The organism is Glutamicibacter sp. Je.9.36, assembly GCF_051129975.1.
Taxonomy (GTDB): Bacteria; Actinomycetota; Actinomycetes; order Actinomycetales; family Micrococcaceae; genus Glutamicibacter.
The window spans coordinates 102,128-121,486 of record NZ_JBCPSN010000001.1; the positions used below are offsets into that span (position 1 = coordinate 102,128).

Annotated in this window: 19 protein-coding genes; 8 read left to right on the plus strand and 11 right to left on the minus strand. The window is 63.7% G+C overall.

The features are described from left to right. Positions 1-25: 25 nt before the first annotated feature. Positions 26-1,240, plus strand: a complete 1,215-nt coding sequence (locus AAZQ98_RS00465) for an ROK family transcriptional regulator (protein WP_434689083.1) — start codon at positions 26-28, stop codon at positions 1,238-1,240. 130 nt (positions 1,241-1,370) lie between these two features. Further along, positions 1,371-3,047, plus strand: a complete 1,677-nt coding sequence (gene hutU / locus AAZQ98_RS00470; RefSeq protein WP_434689085.1) for a urocanate hydratase — start codon at positions 1,371-1,373, stop codon at positions 3,045-3,047. A 78-nt stretch (positions 3,048-3,125) separates the two neighbouring features. Here hutU and AAZQ98_RS00475 read toward each other — a convergent pair whose 3' ends face one another. Continuing rightward, a complete protein-coding gene (locus AAZQ98_RS00475) occupies positions 3,126-3,635 on the minus strand; it encodes a Dps family protein (protein ID WP_133834001.1) in 510 nt (169 codons plus the stop codon). Between the two features lie 380 nt (positions 3,636-4,015). On the opposite strand from AAZQ98_RS00475, the gene AAZQ98_RS00480 reads away from it, so the two are divergent. The 4 genes from AAZQ98_RS00480 to panD all read left to right on the plus strand — a co-directional run bounded on the left by AAZQ98_RS00480 (position 4,016) and on the right by panD (position 7,648). Beyond that, positions 4,016-4,540 carry a hypothetical protein gene (locus AAZQ98_RS00480; protein WP_434689087.1) on the plus strand — a complete coding sequence of 175 codons (525 nt, stop codon included), beginning with the start codon at positions 4,016-4,018 and terminating at the stop codon, positions 4,538-4,540. 204 nt (positions 4,541-4,744) lie between these two features. Beyond that, on the plus strand, positions 4,745-5,392 hold the full coding sequence (locus AAZQ98_RS00485; RefSeq protein WP_434689089.1) for a hypothetical protein: 648 nt from the start codon (positions 4,745-4,747) through the stop codon (positions 5,390-5,392). Between the two features lie 181 nt (positions 5,393-5,573). Continuing rightward, positions 5,574-7,115, plus strand: coding sequence for a histidine ammonia-lyase (gene hutH, locus AAZQ98_RS00490; RefSeq protein ID WP_332728127.1), 1,542 nt, complete (start codon positions 5,574-5,576; stop codon positions 7,113-7,115). A 110-nt stretch (positions 7,116-7,225) separates the two neighbouring features. Then, positions 7,226-7,648: an aspartate 1-decarboxylase gene (panD, locus tag AAZQ98_RS00495; RefSeq protein WP_434689092.1), complete on the plus strand. Its 423-nt coding sequence runs from the start codon at positions 7,226-7,228 to the stop codon at positions 7,646-7,648. A gap of 7 nt (positions 7,649-7,655) precedes the next feature. Here panD and AAZQ98_RS00500 read toward each other — a convergent pair whose 3' ends face one another. Next, positions 7,656-10,100 carry an ABC transporter gene (locus AAZQ98_RS00500; protein WP_434689093.1) on the minus strand — a complete coding sequence of 815 codons (2,445 nt, stop codon included), beginning with the start codon at positions 10,098-10,100 and terminating at the stop codon, positions 7,656-7,658. 53 nt (positions 10,101-10,153) lie between these two features. After that, positions 10,154-10,531 (minus strand): hypothetical protein, encoded by a 378-nt coding sequence (locus AAZQ98_RS00505; RefSeq protein WP_434689094.1) that lies wholly within the window; start codon positions 10,529-10,531, stop codon positions 10,154-10,156. Between the two features lie 155 nt (positions 10,532-10,686). Between AAZQ98_RS00505 and AAZQ98_RS00510 the strand changes: the two genes are divergently transcribed. Further along, a complete protein-coding gene (locus AAZQ98_RS00510) occupies positions 10,687-11,172 on the plus strand; it encodes a DUF6328 family protein (RefSeq protein WP_105656337.1) in 486 nt (161 codons plus the stop codon). Positions 11,173-11,184: 12 nt separating this feature from the next. Here AAZQ98_RS00510 and AAZQ98_RS00515 read toward each other — a convergent pair whose 3' ends face one another. The 8 genes from AAZQ98_RS00515 to AAZQ98_RS00550 all read right to left on the minus strand — a co-directional run bounded on the left by AAZQ98_RS00515 (position 11,185) and on the right by AAZQ98_RS00550 (position 18,233). Next, positions 11,185-11,985: an oxygenase MpaB family protein gene (locus tag AAZQ98_RS00515; RefSeq protein WP_434689095.1), complete on the minus strand. Its 801-nt coding sequence runs from the start codon at positions 11,983-11,985 to the stop codon at positions 11,185-11,187. Between the two features lie 63 nt (positions 11,986-12,048). Next, entirely contained in the window at positions 12,049-12,240 is a 192-nt protein-coding gene (locus AAZQ98_RS00520; protein ID WP_434689096.1) for a hypothetical protein, read from the minus strand. A gap of 53 nt (positions 12,241-12,293) precedes the next feature. After that, positions 12,294-12,677, minus strand: a complete 384-nt coding sequence (gene rbsD / locus AAZQ98_RS00525; RefSeq protein WP_434689097.1) for a D-ribose pyranase — start codon at positions 12,675-12,677, stop codon at positions 12,294-12,296. Positions 12,678-12,711: 34 nt separating this feature from the next. Continuing rightward, positions 12,712-13,635, minus strand: coding sequence for a ribokinase (locus AAZQ98_RS00530; RefSeq protein WP_434689098.1), 924 nt, complete (start codon positions 13,633-13,635; stop codon positions 12,712-12,714). A 74-nt stretch (positions 13,636-13,709) separates the two neighbouring features. Beyond that, complete coding sequence (locus tag AAZQ98_RS00535; protein WP_434689099.1) at positions 13,710-14,645, minus strand: substrate-binding domain-containing protein; 936 nt, start codon at positions 14,643-14,645, stop codon at positions 13,710-13,712. Positions 14,646-14,694: 49 nt separating this feature from the next. Next, positions 14,695-15,663 carry an ABC transporter permease gene (locus AAZQ98_RS00540; protein ID WP_359185508.1) on the minus strand — a complete coding sequence of 323 codons (969 nt, stop codon included), beginning with the start codon at positions 15,661-15,663 and terminating at the stop codon, positions 14,695-14,697. Continuing rightward, positions 15,663-17,177 (minus strand): sugar ABC transporter ATP-binding protein, encoded by a 1,515-nt coding sequence (locus AAZQ98_RS00545; protein ID WP_105656330.1) that lies wholly within the window; start codon positions 17,175-17,177, stop codon positions 15,663-15,665. The genes AAZQ98_RS00540 and AAZQ98_RS00545 overlap by 1 nt, the downstream gene beginning before the upstream one ends. 21 nt (positions 17,178-17,198) lie before the next feature. Next, a complete protein-coding gene (locus AAZQ98_RS00550; RefSeq protein WP_434689100.1) occupies positions 17,199-18,233 on the minus strand; it encodes a LacI family DNA-binding transcriptional regulator in 1,035 nt (344 codons plus the stop codon). A gap of 239 nt (positions 18,234-18,472) precedes the next feature. Between AAZQ98_RS00550 and AAZQ98_RS00555 the strand changes: the two genes are divergently transcribed. Continuing rightward, on the plus strand, positions 18,473-19,150 hold the full coding sequence (locus AAZQ98_RS00555) for a metal-dependent transcriptional regulator (protein ID WP_105662148.1): 678 nt from the start codon (positions 18,473-18,475) through the stop codon (positions 19,148-19,150). Positions 19,151-19,359: the final 209 nt, after the last annotated feature.

Genomic DNA, 19,359 nt, shown 5'->3' on the forward strand with positions numbered 1-19,359 from the left:
TCCATTGCTGTGTTTTACTGGGTTCATGGCCAATCCTTCGAGCCCCCAAAGCATGCAATTCGCCCGCGGCGCCAGTGGGGCAGGCGACGTCTTGCAACTGTTCATGGACGGTGCCGCGCATAGCCGCACGGACCTTGCCGCCCTGACCGGCATGGCTCGCTCCACCCTGCAAGAGCGCCTCGACGTGCTCATCCAACTGGGCCTGGTTGGCACCATCGCGGATGGCGCGTCCACCGGAGGCCGCCCTCCCCAGCGGCTTGCCCTGCTCCCCGATGCCCGTCTGGTGCTGGCCGTCGATCTGGGAGCCAGCCACCTGCGCGTTGCGCTGACCGATCTGGCCCCCACTCCCCTGGTGCAATCCCAGGCTCCCATTTCCTTCGCGGACGGCCCGGTGGCGATCTTGCAGACCGCGATGGATCTGGCCGATGGCTTGCTCGATTCGCTGGGCCGCACCCGTGACGATGTCATTGCCATAGGCATGGGAGTGCCAGGGCCGGTGAATTTCGAGACCGGCCGCCCCGCCAATCCGCCCATCATGCCCGGATGGGACGACTTCGACATCCCCGCTTGGTTCCAGCAGCAGCTGGACGCCTTGGTGGTCGTGGACAATGATGTCAACCTCATGGCCATTGGCGAGAAGGACCAGCTGGAGACCGGCAGCGAGGACTTCATTTTCGTCAAGCTGGCTACCGGCATCGGCTCGGGCATCATTTCCGGAGGACTGCTGCAACGCGGAGCGCAGGGCACAGCCGGCGATATCGGGCACGTGCGCATCCGCCGCGGCGATGGCATCTACTGCCATTGCGGCAATGAAGGCTGCTTGGAAGCCGTAGCTGCCGGACCCAAAATTGCCACCGCGTTGCGGGCGCAGGGCATCGAAGCGCACAGCAACACCGATGTGGTCGCCCTGGTGAACTCCGGGAACATCCAAGCGATCCATGCAGTGCGCCAAGCCGGCCGCGACGTGGGCGAGGTATTGGCTGCCAGCGTGAGCTTGCTGAACCCGTCGCTGATCGTGGTGGGCGGTCGGATCTCCGCCGCCGGAGAGCACCTGCTGGCAGGCATCCGCGAGGTGGTCTACCAGCGCGGAGCGCCGCTGTCCACCCAGCACCTGCAGATCCGCACCTCGCGCAGCTGGGAAGTTGGAGCCCTGCGCGGAGCCAGCATGATCGCCATCAGCCAGGCCCTGAGCCCGGAGGCCATCGAACGCAGCGCGCTGGCGCTGATCCCCGCCACCTAGGAGCTGGAGGCAACCGGAAATTCCTTCGATTCTGAAATACCGGACAGCTCTGCCTATTCTCCGGTACCCAAGCCATGGCCGATAGCCAATGATGGAATCAGTTAGCTACGTTACATCGTAAGGAATTGCCATGAGCCACGAACCACGTGTTGTCCGCGCCCCGCGCGGTACCGAACTGACCGCCAAGTCCTGGGCCACCGAAGCCCCATTGCGCATGCTGATGAACAACTTGGATCCGGAAGTTGCCGAACGCCCCGAGGATCTCGTGGTCTACGGCGGCACCGGCAAGGCAGCCCGCTCATGGGAGGCATTCGATGCGATCGTCCAGACGCTCAAGGACCTGGAAGAGAACGAAACGCTGCTGGTGCAGTCCGGCAAGCCGGTCGGCGTCTTCAAGACCAACAAGTGGGCACCGCGGGTGCTGATTGCCAACTCCAACCTCGTTGGCGACTGGGCCAACTGGGAGCACTTCCGCAAGCTCGAAGCCGAAGGCCTGATGATGTACGGCCAGATGACCGCCGGTTCGTGGATCTACATCGGCACCCAGGGCATCTTGCAAGGCACCTACGAAACCTTCGCCGCGATCGCCGAGAAGCGCTTCAAGGGCTCGCTGGCCGGAACCCTGACCTTGACCGGCGGCTGCGGCGGCATGGGTGGCGCCCAGCCGCTGGCCGTGACCCTCAACGGCGGTGCCGTGCTGATCGTTGACGTGGATGAAACCCGACTGCGCCGCCGTGCCTCCAAGCGCTACCTCGATGAGGTCGAGCTGGATCTGGACAAGGCGCTGGGCAAAGTCCTGGCAGCGAAGTCCGAGGGCCGCCCGCTGTCGGTGGGCTACGTCGGCAATGCCGCCGAGGTCTTCCCGGCGCTGCTCAAGCGCCACGAAGCTGGAGAATTCTCCTTCGACATCGTCACCGACCAGACCAGTGCCCACGATCCGCTCAGCTACCTGCCGGTGGAATACACCATGGACCAGTGGGACACCGAAGCCGAAGCTGATCCGGCCGGCTTCACCAAGAAAGCCCAGGCCGCCATGGCCGCGCAGGTCGAGGCGATGGTGGGATTCCAGGACGCCGGCGCGGAGGTCTTCGACTACGGCAACTCGATCCGCGACGAGGCACGCAAGGGCGGTTTCACCCGCGCCTTCGAATTCCCGGGCTTCGTCCCGGCCTACATCCGCCCGCTGTTCTGCGAAGGCCTGGGCCCATTCCGCTGGGTAGCGCTGTCCGGGGATCCCGAGGACATCAAGGTCACCGACCAGGCGCTGAAGGACCTGTTCCCGGAAAACGAGCACCTGCACCGCTGGCTGGATGCCGCACAGAAGCACGTGGAGTTCGAGGGCCTGCCGGCGCGCATCTGCTGGCTGGGCTACGGCGAGCGCCACAAGGCCGGCTTGCTGTTCAACCAGCTGGTCGCCGAAGGCAAGGTCTCTGCACCTATCGTGATCGGCCGCGACCACCTGGATTCGGGTTCGGTAGCCTCGCCGTACCGCGAGACCGAGGCCATGAAGGACGGCACCGATGCCGTGGCCGACTGGCCGCTGCTGAACGCCTTGACCGCAACCAGTTCGGGTGCCACCTGGGTTTCGATCCACCATGGCGGTGGCGTGGGCATGGGCCGTTCCATCCACGCCGGCCAGGTCTCCTTGGCTGACGGCAGCGAAATGGCCGCCGCGAAGCTGGAGGCACTGCTGACCAATGACCCGGGCATGGGCGTCATCCGCCACGTCGATGCAGGATACGAACGCGCCGCCGAAGTTGCCGCTGAGCGCGGCGTGCGCATCCCGATGGCCGCACAGGAGAAGTAGGACACGCACATAGCCTGAGGCACCACTGATTGTGGTGCCTCAGGCTATTTATTCAATTCCAGGACCACGCGGCCCGGTTTACGGCTTGCGGGTTTCCGCGCTGATAAACCAGGCTTGCTGCTCCAGATCCGCAATGTACTGGTGCAGGATATCGGCGGTGGTCGGATCCGCTTCATCCACCGGGTCATGGACCTCTCGCATGACTCCCACAGTGGTCTGCAGTGCCTTGACTACCATGTCCACGGCATTAGTGGTCAGGATTTCGGTATTCACCGGTTGTTCCAGCTTCGTGTACTTCGTGACCGTTGCTGCCAGCCCGTCCGGAGTGGCATGCAAAGCTCGCATCCGCTCGGCGATTTCATCCGAGCCGCGGCGCGCGATGTCAACAATTTCGTCGAGGTTCTGGTGCAGGTCGCGGAAGTTGGGACCAACGACGTTCCAGTGGATTTGCTTGCCCACCAGTTGCAGGTCCAGCAGCTGGATCAGCACGGTCTGCAAGGACTCGCGCAGCACTTCCGGAGCCACGAACCCGTTTTCTGCGTTTTCGCGATCAGTTTTCTTTGCTGGAGTCTTCTTCGAATTAGCCAATGCTTCTCCTTACGTTGTCATGGACGCTTGGGGCAAGACCTTTCTCGGTGTCCCAGTTTGGACACTATCGATTTACCGGGCGGAATCCGACCGGATGGACAATTCTTTCGGAGAACGTTCAGCTTTCTCTTCGCGCCTGTTGAGCAATTCCAGAAGCCGCCATGGCAGCTGCGGAAAATGCTCTTTGCCCCTCGGGTTCCCGGGAACGGCGATTCCTTTTAGCACGCAGTGGTGAATATTGGCCGAAGTCTCCGAACACCATAGGTATTGGCTTAACTGCGGGTTTCCAGCGGCTCTGAGCTTCCCCGGAATCCTTGAACCGGGCTTTTTCTACGCATAGCGTAGGGCAAGTCAGGAACCACCGACCCACGGAGGACAGCATGTCTGAGCAGGATGCAAACGAGCAGTTCGGGAACTTCGACAACAACGAATCTGAAGGCTTCGAAAGCCAGTCCAATTCAGATTTCGGATCAAATGACGATGGCGGGTTCGAAAGCCAGCAGTCAGAACAGCAGTCCTACGGCGGTGGCGAAAGCCAGCAGTCCTACGGCAATGACAGCCAGTCCGGACAGCAGTCGGAACAGCAGTCCTACGGTGGCGGCGAAAGCCAGCAGTCCTACGGCAGTGACAGCCAGTCCGGTCAGCAGTCGGAACAGCAGTCCTACGGCGGCGGCGAAAGCCAGCAGTCAGAGCAGCAGTCCTACGGTGGCGGCGAAAGCCAGCAATCCTACGGCAGTGACAGCCAGTCCGGACAGCAGTCGGAGCAGCAGTCCTACGGCGATAGCAACGAATCCGGTGAGGAATCGTTTGGCGGCGAAAGCCAGTCCGGACAGCAGTCCGATGGCCAATCGTATGGAAACGATGAAAGCCAGTTTGGTTCCGAAGAGCGGAATGAAGGATTCTAGGAACCAAATAACCCGGTAGGTTCTCCTGCCGGCTCAAATCGTGCCCCTTCTCCCCCTGGGCACTAGTAATCGCTTCACTGCTTGCACTGGGCAAGCGGTGAAGCGATTGCTTTTGTCCCCGCATGGAATCGTCAGCAAATTGCATGGTTGCGTGCTCCCGGGGCACGAGAACTCATTCGTTCCTGAGCCGTTCGCGTTGGTCATTTGTCGTCATTCAACGCAGAATGTATCTATACCGCCTGTCCAAATGGGCTGGCCGGTTCGATTGACAGGATGGTTATGTTCTCGAAAATTACCAAACGCTTCGCTGGGCCGCTGGCGGTTGGAATCCTTGCAGTCGCACTGGCAGGTTGCGTGAGCATCCAACCCTCCAGCGAAGAGACAAGCGCACCAGCAGAAGAAAGCATGGCACCGGAGAACGCCGGGCCTATCGAAGGCAGCGTCACCCCAAGCTCCAAAGCCCCGGAAGGCGCTTCTACGGGTACTCCCAATGTTCCGAAGGCACCTGCGGACAGCACCTTCCAGTCCGTCTATGATTTCCTCGATGCGCAAGCGACCGAAATCAGGTGCACGGGCGGCATGGATATCTCTGAAATGGGTCAAATGCTGAAGCTCATCGGCGATTGCCAGAACGTCACCGTCTCTGGTTCCGGAAACATGATCGTCGCTCCGCACATCAAGAATCTTGAGCTGGACGGCAGCGGTAATATCGCAGCGGTCAAGAACATCAAGCACGTAACCTTTAGCGGCATCGGCAATTCTGCCGCATCCCTTAACGAGAACGCCAAGGTCACGGACAACGGTTCGTCCAACAAATTTGGCGAGGAAGCCTTCGAAGGCATCACCTTCTGAAACCGGAACCGCTGAACGGACCTCCAATTGGCACGCCAATTGGAGGTCCGTTCTTTTCTTCCTCCAGGGCACTGTCTGGCATTTCGGACAGATGACCCGAATATCAGTGCCGTGCAAACTCGTTCTGCCGAACAATGGAGATTAGAGACCTCATTGCAGCGTAGAGAACGGATTGAAAATCATGGCTACTTCCCCGCACGTAACCCTGGACCTAGCTGGCGCCACCGCCGATGACGTGATTGCGGTAGCCCGGCACAACGCGCAGATCAGCATCGCGCCTCAGGTTCTTGAAGAACTGGCAGCAGTCCGCGCCCACATTGATGCCCTCGCCTCAGCCGACACCCCGGTCTATGGCATTTCCACCGGGTTCGGTGCCCTGGCAACGCGCCACATCGCTCCCGAGGACCGCGCTAAGCTGCAGCGTTCGCTGATCCGCTCGCATGCAGCCGGCATGGGCGACCCAGTTGAGCGCGAAGTGGTGCGCGCGCTGATGTTCCTGCGCGCCAAGACCCTGGCCTCGGGCCGCACCGGCGTGCGCCCGGTAGTGCTGGAAACCATGGTTGGACTGCTCAATGCCGGCATCACCCCGGTAGTGCGTGAGTACGGTTCGCTGGGTTGCTCAGGAGACCTTGCTCCGCTCTCCCATTGCGCACTGGTCCTGATGGGCGAAGGCGAGGCCACTGACCGCGAAGGCGTGAAGCGCCCCGTGCCGGAGCTCTTTGCTGAAGCAGGACTGGAACCTGTCGAACTGGCGGAGAAGGAAGGCCTGGCGCTGGTCAACGGCACCGACGGCATGCTCGGCCAACTGCTGATGGCACTGGCAGACCTGGAAGAGCTCGCAGACATTGCCGATGCCACCGCTGCCATGAGCGTCGAAGCCCAGCTGGGCACCGACCAGGTCTTCCGTGCTGAACTGCACGAACCGCTGCGCCCGCATCCGGGCCAGGGCCGCAGTGCTGCGAACATGTTCAGCTTCCTTTCGGGCTCCCCCATTGTCGCTTCGCACCGCGAAGGCGACGGCCGCGTGCAGGATGCCTACTCGCTGCGCTGCTCCCCGCAGGTTACCGGCGCAGTGCGCGACACCATCGCCCATGCCCGCCTGGTCGCCACCCGCGAATTGGCGGCCGCCATCGATAACCCTGTCGTGCTGCCATCGGGTGAAGTCACTTCCAACGGCAACTTCCACGGTGCTCCCGTGGCGTACGTCTTGGACTTCTTGGCCATTGCCGTAGCTGACCTGGGATCCATTGCAGAGCGCCGGACCGATCGCATGCTCGACCCGGCTCGTTCCCGCGACCTGCCAGCTTTCCTTGCCGATGACCCGGGCGTGGATTCGGGCATGATGATCGCCCAGTACACGCAGGCCGGACTGGTCGCGGAGAACAAGCGTCTGGCCGTACCGGCCAGCGTGGATTCCATCCCGTCATCAGCGATGCAGGAAGACCATGTTTCCCTGGGTTGGCACGCGGCGCGCAAATTGCGCACCTCGGTCGCCAACCTGCGCCGCATCCTGGCAATTGAAATGCTGATTGCCGGCCGAGCCCTGGATCTGCGCCAGCCATTGCAGCCTGGCCCGGCTACCGGCGCCGTATTGGAGCTGCTGCGCACCAAGGTCGCAGGCCCTGGCGAGGACCGTTTCCTCTCTGCCGAGCTGGAAGCTGCTTGCCAGTTGCTGGCCTCCGGGGAAGTGCATCGCGTGCTGGAAACCCATCTGCCAAAGTAGCCGTTCGCGGCCAACTGTGTGGGGTGCCGGACAATGCCCGGGCATCTGCGCGCAAGAGGCGTAAGCTTGGATACCGGGAAACCACTTACCTCGCGTGAAAGAATCGTCTAATGCAACGCACCATGTTCAAGTCCAAGATCCACCGGGCAACTGTCACCCAGGCAGACCTGCACTACGTAGGCTCGGTCACCGTTGACTCCGAGCTGCTCGAAGCCTCGGATATCCTGCCCGGCGAACTGGTCAGCATCGTAGACATCACCAACGGCGCCCGCCTGGAAACCTACACCATCGCCGGCGAGCCGGGCAGCGGGGTCATCGGCATCAATGGTGCGGCAGCGCATCTGGTGCACCCCGGCGACCTGGTCATCCTGATCAGCTATGCGCAGATGGACGATGCCGAGGCGCGCAGCTATGTGCCGAGCGTGGTGCATGTGGATGGCGATAACAAGATCATCCACCTCGGCGATGATCCTGCCGAAGCAGTGGCCGCCGGGGTGCAGACCCCGCCGCACGCACTGCTGAACAGCAACTAGTCCAGCTTCATAAGGCCAGCCGGCGCGCAAGGTATTGCGCGGTTCTGCTGGCCTTGTCTTGCGCCACCGCCCTTGGGGTCCCCCCGGCAACGATGCGCCCGCCGCCATCCCCGCCGGCCGGCCCCAAATCGATCACCCAGTCGCTTGCGGCAACCACATCCATCTGGTGTTCCACCACGATGACGGTGTTGTCCTGGTCGACCAGCTGCTGCAGCTGCGATACCAGCAGCTGCACGTCGGCAGGGTGCAGCCCGGTGGTGGGCTCATCGAGCAGATAGAGCGTGTGCCCGCGGCGCTGGCGCTGGAGTTCGGTGGCCAGCTTGATGCGCTGGGCTTCGCCGCCGGACATTTCGGTAGCTGGCTGGCCCAGCTGCAGATACCCCAGTCCGACTTCGCGCAGGGTCGCCAGGGCCCGTGCCGCGGAAGGGATGCCGGAGAGGAATTCTTCGGCTTGGCTGACGTCCAGTTCCAGGATCTGGGCAATGTTCTTGCCCTGGTATTCGACGTCCAGGGTCTGCTGGTTGTACCGGGTTCCGCGGCATTCGGGACATGGCCCGTAGGTCCCTGGCAAGAAGAGCAGCTCGATTTCCAGGGAGCCTTCGCCCTGGCAGTTCTCGCACCGCCCGCCGGCAACGTTGAAGGAGAAGCGTCCGGCACTGTAGCCGCGTTGCCTGGACAGCGGCAGTTCGGAAAAAGCCTTGCGGACCGCATCGAACAAGCCCGTGTAGGTAGCGACATTGGATCTGGGCGTGCGCCCGATGGGTTTCTGGTCCATGAGCACTACGCGGCTTAGCTGGTCTGCGCCGGTGACCTCGGCGATCACCGCGCGATCCGCCGCCGCCTCCGGATCCTCCGGCCCGGCAAGCACCGGGCCGCCCGCAGCCTGGGCCAGGGCACCACAGACCAGGCTGGACTTGCCCGATCCCGACACGCCGGTGACCGAACAGAAGACCCCCAGCGGGAACGCGGCATCCACGTCGTCCAGGTTGTGCAGGTTCACCCCGCGCAGCTGCACCCATCCTTGGGCTTCACGCGGCTCGCGGCGCGGCGCAGGCCCGGGATCGAGGAAGCGCCGGGTCACGGATTCCTGAATTCCGGACAGCCCGGAAACTTCTCCGCTGTAGAGCACCTGCCCGCCGTTGCTGCCCGCGCCCGGGCCGACATCGACAATCCATTGCGCACGGCTGACCACATCCATATTGTGCTCCACCACGAACACCGAGTTGCCTTCGGCCTTGAGCGCGTCGAGCACCTCGATCAGCGGCTGCACATCGGCCGGGTGCAGTCCGGCCGATGGCTCATCGAGCACGTAGATGACGCCGAACAGTCCCGCGCGCAGCTGGGTGGCGATGCGCAGGCGCTGCATTTCCCCCGGCGACAGCGTCGGGGTGGCGCGGTCCAGGCTCAGGTATCCCAGCCCGAGTTCGACCAGCACCTGGATTCGGCCCAGCAGGTCCGCGCTGATGATGCTCGCGACTTCTGCCTGGGCATCAGCCGCGAAGGGGCGCAAGAGCTCGGCCAGGGAGCTGAGCGGCTTGCCGTTGAATGCCGCGATATCCAGGCCGTCGAAGGTGATCTGGAGGGCATCGGGGCGCAATCCCGTCCCCGAGCACGCCGGGCAATCCTGCGAATGCATGAACGCCAGCGCCTTGGACCGCAGGTTCTCGCTCTTCGAGGTCGCAACCGTGTGCCGGACGTAGCGTTCGGCACTCCAGAACCGGCCCTTGTACGGTTTGGCCACGCGATCCCGTTCCGGGGTGACTTCCACGACTGGCTGGTCTTCGGTGAACAGCAGCCACTTCCGTGTTTCCGCGGGCAGCTGCTGGAACGGAACGTCGATGTCGTAGCCCAGGTGCGTGGTGATGTCCCGCAGGTTCTTGCCCTGCCAGGCGCCGGGCCAAGCCGCAATCGCGCCGTCCCTGATGCTCAGGGAGGAATCCGGGACCAGCGATTCCTCGCTGACCGAATGCACCGTTCCCGCACCGTGGCATTGCGCGCAGGCGCCGGCCGCGGTGTTGGTGGAAAAGGCATCCGAATCCAGCCTCGGTGCACCCTGGGGGTAGGTTCCTGCGCGGGAGAACAGCATGCGCACGGAGTTGGAGAGCGTAGTCAGGGTCCCCACGGTGGAACGGGAACTGGCAGCGCCACGCCGTTGCTGCAGGGCCACGGCCGGTGGCAGCCCGGAGATGAATTCCACCTTGGGCGTGTGCCCCTGGGCGATCAGGCGCCGCGCGTAGGGAGCCACCGATTCCAGGAATCGGCGCTGGGATTCAGCGAAGATGGTTCCGAAGGCCAGGGAAGATTTCCCGGAACCGGAGACCCCGGTGAAGGCGACAATGGCATCGCGCGGAATGCGCACTTCGACATTGTCCAGATTGTTCTCGTTGGCACCCCGCACATGGATGAAGCCGTCATGGTCGGCAGGTGCCCGGAAAGATGCAAAGCTCTTCATCTTTCCCACACTATGCGCCTGCACGGGGCGAACTCAATTCGCACCTCGCGCGCTCACCCTTCGGATTGGCAGGCCGCGTCGGGGCAGCCTTGCCAGGTCTTCGAGAAGTATCCGACAATATCGGTACCGTGTTCCCACGGGTAGATTCCATCGACCTTCCCGTGGATACGCATCGCCGCCTGCTCCACGGCCAGGTGGAAGAACCGGCAGACCTGCGAGTAGTGCCAGAGATCCGCAATCAGCTCGGCCAGCTGTCCATGGGCCAGCGGCCGGCCGGGTCCGAATCCGGCTTCCGCCATAGCCTGGAACACGATGTCCTCCGTGAGCTCATGGCCTTTGCCGCAATCGCACCAGGCCAGGCCCTGGCTGGGCATCGACCACACATCAATGCTGCTCCCGGCGGCGCCATCGGGTTCCATCTGCTCCTCCATCGTCGAATTCTGCTTGGCTCCCGAATGTACCGGCCGCGACCTACAGTTTGGCCCGGCGGGCCGGCAGGCCCTTGCCTGCACCGGCATTGCTTGGCATAGTCGTTTGAGCCGGCGGGGTTCAACCAGCTGGCGGATTGAGGCCGAGGAGAACAGTGATGATCAAGCGTTCCCACCCCGATACCAGCGATGGCGCACCGCACCGGCAGTGGAACGAGCTGCTGCAGGAAATGCGGGTGATGCAAACTGGTGTGCAGATCCTTGCCGCTTTCCTGGTGGTCCTGCCCTTCCAGGCGAGGTTCGAGATGCTCAGCCGAACCGACGAGGTGGTCTACATCATCTTGCTGGTGGCGGCCACTGTGCTGATTCTGCTGCTGATCACCCCCGTGGCCGTGCACCGGTATCTCTTCGGGCAGCGGCTCAAGGAGCAGACGGTCAGCTTGGGCCACGCCATCGTGAAGATCGTGGGCATCGGCGTGGGGTTGCTGGTCTCGGGCTGCGTCTGGTTTGTGCTGCAGGTGCTCTTCGGCTGGCAAATCGGGGCCTGGATCGGAGGGCCGCTGATCCTGGTGGCCTTGTTCCTGCTGGTGGCGCTGCCACGGATCCTGATCCGGGTTGGACCAGAGAACGGCTCGGGGCACTAGGCTTCGGGCCGGCTAGGCCATCTTGTCGACGCGGCGCAATATCAGCCGCATCGGGGCATGCCTGAGGACTCGCGGCAGCAGCCGCGTGGCTGCCCTGGCGACGGCGATGACGCGGGCGTTGCGCCTCGCGGCTTTCCCCGTAAGGCGATAGCCGAAGCCCTCGCGCACCGGGGCCGGCAGCTGGGCGATGGTCACGTCGCGCATCAACGGCATGCCGATCCGGACCCACCATGGGGCATTGCGTGCTTCGAAAAGTTCGCTGGCCAGCGCCCTGGTCTGGTCGGTGACTTCCAGCTTCGCTTGATTCTGCGCAAAGTACTGCTCGAAGCCGCCGAGGTCCTGCGGCCAGTAGCCGCCCGGCATCTGCAAGGCCTCACCGAGCCGCGCGTACTGCAGGTAGAGCTCTTCCTGGTCGGCCTCGTTTTCATCCAGGATCTGGCCGGCAATGACGCGGGCCGAATCATAGAGCGTGGCCGCCACCCACAACTGCAGCCTGGGATCCAGCGCAGAATACGCGGGCCTGCCCTCGTCACGCGTTGCGCGAATGGGCCGGTGCGCCGCGTCCACATGGGCGATGATCTTGCGCTGCTGTTCTGCTGTGCCATTGCTCAATGCATAGATATAGCCGAGGGTATGAATCAGCCGGCTGAGCGGATTGGCGGCGAAATCAGAGTGCTCGGCAATGGCCCGGCCAATCTGCGGGTGGGCCAGCTGAAGCAAGATGGCTCGACCCGCTCCGAGCAGCAGCCCGGCTTCCGGTGCGATGCTCGAGAAGGTCTCGCCGTTCTCTGCGGCCAGGTTCCTTTGCTTCATGACCCCCATTCTAGGCAGTCGGCTTGCCCAAGGGCATTGGCGCCGATGGCTGCAGGAAGTCGCTCAGGATTCTTGCGTCGCAGCCTTCTTCAGCAGGACAACGACGGAAGCTGCGGCCATGAACACGGTTCCCGCGATCACCGCAATGCTCTGGGGCGTCTGGCCCGGGTCGCTGGACAACGCCGGCACGGTGAGAATCAGGACGGCCGCCCCCAGCACCATGAGGGCAAAAGCTGAATAGAACATCTTCTTCATTGCATCTCTCCTCGGGTAGCGCGCTGCCGCGAAACAGCTGCGGCATCCGTTCCCTAGAATGCTACCCCGCAGTGCAGGATCGCGTTGGCGTAGGGGGTAGCTTCCCCCGTGCGCACGATGACCTTGGCCTGGGGCAGTTGGGCTTTCAGCTCTTCGTGGGAGATGAAGTCCGGGTCCAGGCCCTTGGCCAGGCACAGTTCCTGGACCGGGCCGTCCTCGGCTTCGGCCGCCAGGGTGCTGTTCTCGATCACCAGGTTCCGGGCCAGGACCTCGAGCACCTGATCGAAGCTGGGCAGCCCCTGCACCAAGGCCAGATCGATGACCAGTGGGCCTTCGGGCAGCGGCAGGCCGCAGTCCGCTATCACCACGGTGTCGGTATGCCCGCACTTGGCCAGGGCGGCCAGCAGCGGGGCGTTGAGAATTTCGGATTTCAGCACAGCGGCTTCCTTAGGTCTTGCTCGAAAAGGGGTCTCAGAGGTTCTGCAGGGAACGCGGGTAGGAAGCCTGGGCTCCGTGCGCCTGCACCGTTAGCGCGGCGAACTTGCCGGCGAATTCTGCGGCCTGCGCCAAATCGTCGCCCTTGGCCAGGCGGGCAGCCACCGCACCGGTGAATGCGTCGCCGGCACCGGTGGTGTCCACGGCCTTGACCTTCACGGCGGGCAGCGCGCGAACCTGGGCCCCGCCGTTCTCCCCTGGGAAGCGGTCGGCAACCAGGCAGCCATTGGCGCCGAGGGTGATGACCACGCTGGCGATGCCCTCGTCGACCAGCATCGCGGCCAGGCGCTCGTACTTGCCGTCGAACCGGCGAGCCGGGTGCGGGTTCAGCTGCTGGAGCACGGCTTCGGCCTCATGCTCGTTGACCACCAGCGGGTTGGCCTTGAGCAGGTACTCGCGGTCCAGTTCGATCACCGGCGCCAGGTTGAGCACGATGCGCTGTGTGGCGGCATCCATGGCGGCCTTGATGCCCGAGGCAGGAATCTCGCCCTGCAGCACCAGGATGCCCTCGATGCCCCCGGCGCCCTGCACAGCCTCGCCGGAGACGGTCGAGTTGGCCCCGGAGACCACGGCAATGGAGTTCTCTGCGCCACGGTCCACCTGGATGATGGCTACGCCGGTCGGCTCGCTGGCGCGGGCCACGCGATCGAGCTTCACGCCGGCTTCCTCGAGCTGGCCCAGCGCGATTTCGGCGTGCGAGTCGTTGCCGACGGCGCCGATGAATTCCGTGGCGGCACCGGCCAGCTGGGCGGCCAGCGCCTGGTTGGCGCCCTTGCCGCCGGGCGAGAGCTGGTAGGAATCTGCCAGCACGGTTTCGCCCGGGCCGGGAAGGCGGGCCATCAGCGCGGTGATGTCCACGTTGCTAGAGCCCACAATGGTGACCTGGATGTCCTGCTGCATGCTATGTCCTCTGGTTCTCTCCACCCGGCGGCCGATGGGCGCCGGTGCACTGCTTGTTTGCCACTAAGGGCAGATTACTCGCCTGCGTAGTCGGCGACGTTCTTCTCGTCCACCGTGTCAACGGCGACCTGCACGTTGGCTTCGACTTCTTCGCCCTTGATGGCCTTGGCCAGGATCTGCACCGACTGCTTGCCCAGCTCGGCCGGGTTCTGGGCGATGGTGGCAACCAGGGTGCCATCCTGGACTGCCTTGAAGCCGTCGTCGGTGCCGTCGAAGCCGACTACCTTCACGTCCTTGCCGGCCTTGTCGCCCAGTGCCTGGATGGCGCCCAGGGCCATTTCGTCGTTCATCGCCAGCACGCCAGCGGCATCCGGGTTGGCCTGCATCAGGTTGGTGACCACGTCCAGTGCTTCGGCTCGGTCGAAGTTGGCGGTCTGCGAGGAGACGACCTCGATGTCCTTGAACTCGGCCAGGCCCTTGTCGAAGCCTTCGCCGCGCTCGTTGGTTGCCGAGGCGCCTGGAACACCTTCCAGCACGATGATCTTGCCCTTGCCGCCCAGCGCCTCGCCCAGCGCCTTGGCAGCCTGCTCGCCGCCGGCAACGTTATCCGAAGCCACGAAGGAAGCGATCTTGGTCTCGCCCACCGCACGGTCAACCGCAACGATCGGCAGGCCGGCCTCGGCCACCGGGTTCAGGCCGGCTTCGGCGGTTTCGGTATCCACGGCGTTGATGATCAGGCCGGCCGAGCCGTTGGTTGCCGCGGTGGCCAGCTGGTTGGCCTGGGTTGCGGAGTCGTTCTGCGCGTCGACGACGGACAGGTCGATGCCCTGCGCTTCGGCCTCGGCCTGGGCGCCGTCACGCAGGTCGACGAAGAACGGGTTGTTCAGGGTGGACACTGCCAAGGTGGCTGAGCCGGCCTCTGCTTCGGTGCCGCGGTTGCAGGCGGCCAGGCCGGCCACCAGGGCCAGTCCGACGCTGACGGCTGCGGTCTTGCGGATGATGTTCTTCATGGGGTTCTCCTTTGAACTTTTCTTGAATTGCTGGGAACGGAGGGAAAATCTAGTGCTTGACGTTCTTGCGGCGCAGCACGTCGAAGCCCACGGCGATCGCAATCACGGCGCCGATGACTACCTGCTGCCAGAAGGCGGAAACCGAAAGCAGGTTCAGCCCATTGCGGATCACGGCCAGCACCAGGGCGCCGATCAGGGTGCCGGAGATGCGTCCCACGCCGCCGGAGAGCGATGCACCGCCGATGACCACGGCCGCGATGGCATCCAGTTCGTAGCCCGATGCCAGGGTCGGCTGGGCCGAGTCCAGGCGGCCGGCCAGGATCATGCCGGACAGGGCCGCGAAGACGCCGGAGATGATGAAGACGGTGACCAGCACGCGCTTGACCGGGATGCCCGACAGGCGCGCGGCTTCGGTGTTGCCGCCCACGGCGAAGGCGTTCTTGCCGATGACGGTGCGGTTGAGCACGAAGGCGGCAAGCAGGCCGGAGACGACCAGGATCAGGATCGGCACCGGGATCGGGCCCAGGTCATCGCCCAGCCAGGACACCGAGGAGCTGGTGGAGATCGGCCGGCCATCGGAGATCACCAGGGTCAGCCCGCGCACCACGGTGAGCATCGCCAGCGAGGCGATGAAGGTGGGCAGCTTGCCGTAGGCGCTCATCGCACCGGTGACCCAGCCGCACAGTGCACCGACGGCCAGGCCGATCGGGATGGACAGGCCATCGGGCAGGCCGGCGGTGGTGATGGCGTAGGAGGAACCCATGGCCGAGAGCGCCGCGACCGAGCCGACCGAGAGGTCGATGCCGGCGGCGACGATCACGAATGTCATGCCGAAGGCCATCACCGCGATGGTGGAGACCTGGATGCCGATGTTCATCAGGTTCGGTCCGGTCAGGAAGCGCGGGGTGGCGATGAACAGGGCCAGGCAAAGAATGACCAGGCCAACCAGGGCTCCGTTGTTGGCAAGGAATGCCTTGAAATCAAAGCCCTTCTTCGGGGCAGTAGCTACGCTGCTCATTACTTGGTTCCCATTTCTTCTTCGCGGTGCACATTGCTGACGGCCAGGGACATGATGGCGTCCTGGGTGGCTTGTTCGGTGGCCAGTTCCCCGGCGATGCGTCCCTGGCTCATGACCAGGACGCGGTCGGACATGCCCAGCACTTCGGGCAGTTCGCTGGAGGCCATCAACACGCAGCCTCCGGAGGCGGTGATCTCATTGATCAGTTCGTAGATTTCGACCTTCGCTCCCACGTCCACGCCGCGGGTCGGCTCATCGAGCAGCAGCACCTTGGCCCCGGCGGTGAACCAGCGGCCGAACACGGCCTTCTGCTGGTTTCCGCCCGAGAGCGAGCGGATGGGCGCATCGATGCTGCCCATGCGGATGCGCAGGCGTTCGGCGACCTGCTGCGCGCGGGCCTTCTGGCCCTTGCGGTCCACCAGTCCGTTCTTGGCGGTGGCGGCCATGGTGGCGTAGCCGATGTTCTCGGCCACCGAGGCATCCAGCACCAGGCCCTGGGTCTTGCGGTCCTCGGGAACGTGCCCGATCCCGGCACGGGTGGCTGCAGCGACGTCGAAGCTGGCCAGCTTCTTGCCGTTGACCGCCACGACGCCGCTGGCGTACTTGTCGGCTCCGGCGATGGCGCGGATCAGCTCGGTGCGCCCGGCACCCATCAGGCCGGCCAGGGCAACCACTTCGCCGGGCCGGACTTCCAGCGAGATGTCCTTGAGCATGCCCTCGCACAGGTTCTGCACGCTCAGCAGCGGCTTCTGGCCTGGCTCGGTGGCTACGCGCGGGAACTGGGCGTCGATGTCGCGGCCGACCATGAGCCGGACCAGCTCGTTCTCCTCGGTGTCCGCCGGCACGGTGGCAATGAATTTGCCATCGCGCAGCACGTTCACGAAGTCGCCGATTTCGGCAATCTCATCGAGGTGGTGGCTGATGAATACCATGCCCACGCCTTGTTGCTTCAAGGTGGCGACCACCGAGAACAGGTGCGCGATTTCGGCCTTGGTCAATGCCGCGGTGGGCTCATCGAGGATCAGCACACGGGCGTCCAGGCTCAGCGCCTTGGCGATCTCCACCAATTGCTGCTGGGCCAGGCCCAGCTGGCCCACCGGCGTATCGACATCCAGCGCCAGCCCGAGCTTGTCCATCGCTTCGCGGGCGATCTGGCGCATGGCGCGGCGGTTGATGATGCCGAATTTGCGCGGCACGCGGCCCAGGGTGATGTTCTCGGCGATGGTCATCGACGGGACCAGGTTCAGTTCCTGGTGGATGGTGGCGATGCCCAATGCCTCGGAGGCCTTGGTGTTGGGAATCTTCACGGCCTTGCCGTCCACCAGGATCCGGCCGGCGTCCGGCTCGTGCACGCCGGCGATCATCTTGATCAGCGTCGACTTGCCTGCGCCGTTCTCGCCGAGCAGCACCGAGACCTTGCCGGCATGCACCTCGACGGTGACCTCGTCGATCACCTGTACCGGGCCGAAGGACTTGCAGACCTTGTCCAGGACCAGCAGAGCGTCATTACTCATTTTCGTTCCTTCCATCCTCGCCTATGCGCCGGTGGCGGGTTGCGTTGGGGCCAGCGACTCACGCGCGGTGAATCGGCTGATGAATTCTTGGGGCTCGGGGCTCTTGCCCGCCATGACGTCCTGGAGCGCGGTGACCGCGGCGCGGCCCATGCTGGTCAGGTCGTGGCTGATCGTGGCGATCGGCGGATCGTGCATGAGCATTGCGTCCACCTCGTCGAAGGTGATCACCGAGAGCTGCTTCCCGATCCGGATGCCGGCTTCGCGCCACACGGTCAGTGCGCCGATGGCCATCGGCGCATCGGCGATGACCACCGCGGTGGGCCGCAGTTCATGGCCCAGCAGCCAGCGGGCGCCTTCGGCACCCGAGGCGGCACGGAAGTCGCCGGCGAAGTGCAGGGCAGGGTCGGTATCCATGCCGTTGGCTGCCATCGCCGAGTCGAAGGCGCTGTGGCGTTCGCGGGCGGTGGAAGCGTGGTCCGGGCCGCCCAAGAAAGCGATTTTGGCGTGGCCCAGGGCCTTCAGCCGCGCGATGGCTTCTTCCAGGGCGCCGGTGCTGGAGGCGGTGATGGATGGGATGCGAAGCTCGGGCAGGGTGCGGTCAACGAAAACCAGCGGAGTGCCCGAGGCAATGATGCGCTGCATCATCTGGCTTGGCCGGTCGGCGTCTTCGTCAAGGCCCTGGGGAACGAGAATCAATCCGTCAACGCGGCGCGAAAGCATCGCGGCGAGGAACTGGTCCTGCTGTTCGGTGTCCTCGTTGGCATTGCCGATGAAGGTCATCATTCCCGCGGCGTGGGCCTGCTGCTCGACGGCATGCGCGAGATCGGAGAAGTAGGGGTTGCGCACATCGGATATCAGCAGCGCGATGGTGTCGGTTTTGGTGGAGCGCAGGGAGCGGGCCTGGGCATTGGGCACGAAACCCAAATCCTTGGCGACAGCTTCCACTTTTTCGCGGGAAGCGGCCGAAGTGGCGGGGTGGCCGGATAGAACGCGCGAGGCAGTCGCGGAAGATACTCCGGCTGCAAGTGCCACATCCTTGATGGTGACAGCGTTCATGGCGATAAGCCCCTTTGCTTACGTGTAATCGATTCCATGGAATCGATTACACAGTTTTCCTCACAAAGAAATTTAAGTCAATACGCTGCCCCTGGGCTTCGAATAATCCTTATCCACGGACCAGAATTTTAGGGCTCGTGACTAGCCGCTTTCAGTTGTCAGCGGCCTCCGGCCCGAAATGCCCAATAATCAAAGTCACCTCGCGGCCAGCTGGCCCAATGGTCGCTAAGATGGTGCTTGTGTCGGTCAACCAGCTTTCAGATAGCGCCCAGAACTATCTCAAGATCATCTTCGGTCTCAACGAGTGGTCAAGCGATCCGGTAACCGCCAGCATCATCGCCAGCAAATCAGGCATGAAGCTCTCCACGGTTTCCGGTGCCCTGGGCAAATTGCGCCAGCAGGGCCTGCTCGACCATGCGCCCTATGGCGCCGTAACGCTGACCGAACTGGGACGCGAGTATGCGGTGACCATGGTGCGCCGCCATCGCCTGATCGAAACTTTCCTGGTGCAGATGCTGGGCTACCGCTGGGACCAGGTGCATGACGAGGCCGAGAGCCTAGAGCATGCGGTATCCGATTTCATGATCGAGCGCATCGACAGCCTGCTGGAGCACCCCACCCGCGACCCGCATGGCGACCCCATCCCGACGGCCGAAGGCCGCATTTCCATCCCGCAGGCGTTCAACCTGAGCGAAGCCAGCGATGACGCCCAGGTGGTTGTCGAACGCATCGCCGATGACGATTCGCAGCTGCTGCAGTATTTCTCCGATCACCGGATCGTTGTCGGCGCGCAACTGCGCATTACCGCTGGCGAGCAATTCTCCGAGACAGTGAATGTCCAGGTCTGCTCAACTGGCGAAACCCTGCGCTTGGGATCGCGTGCAGCCGCGGCCGCATGGGTCTCCCTTCTCCCCTGAATAGCCTTTCCAGGTCCTGGCTAACGGCAAGCGAAAAGCCTGTGGCATCGACGCGTCCCTGCACCCAGGGTGCTGATTGTCCGGCCAATAGTCTAAAGTGATGATCAACCAGGGATACTGCAATGTACAAGTTTTACATGGGGGTGCATTGCAGCATTCTTGGCGAACTCCTGCGCTCACACTCTCTTGAAAGACATCACCTTGCCAAG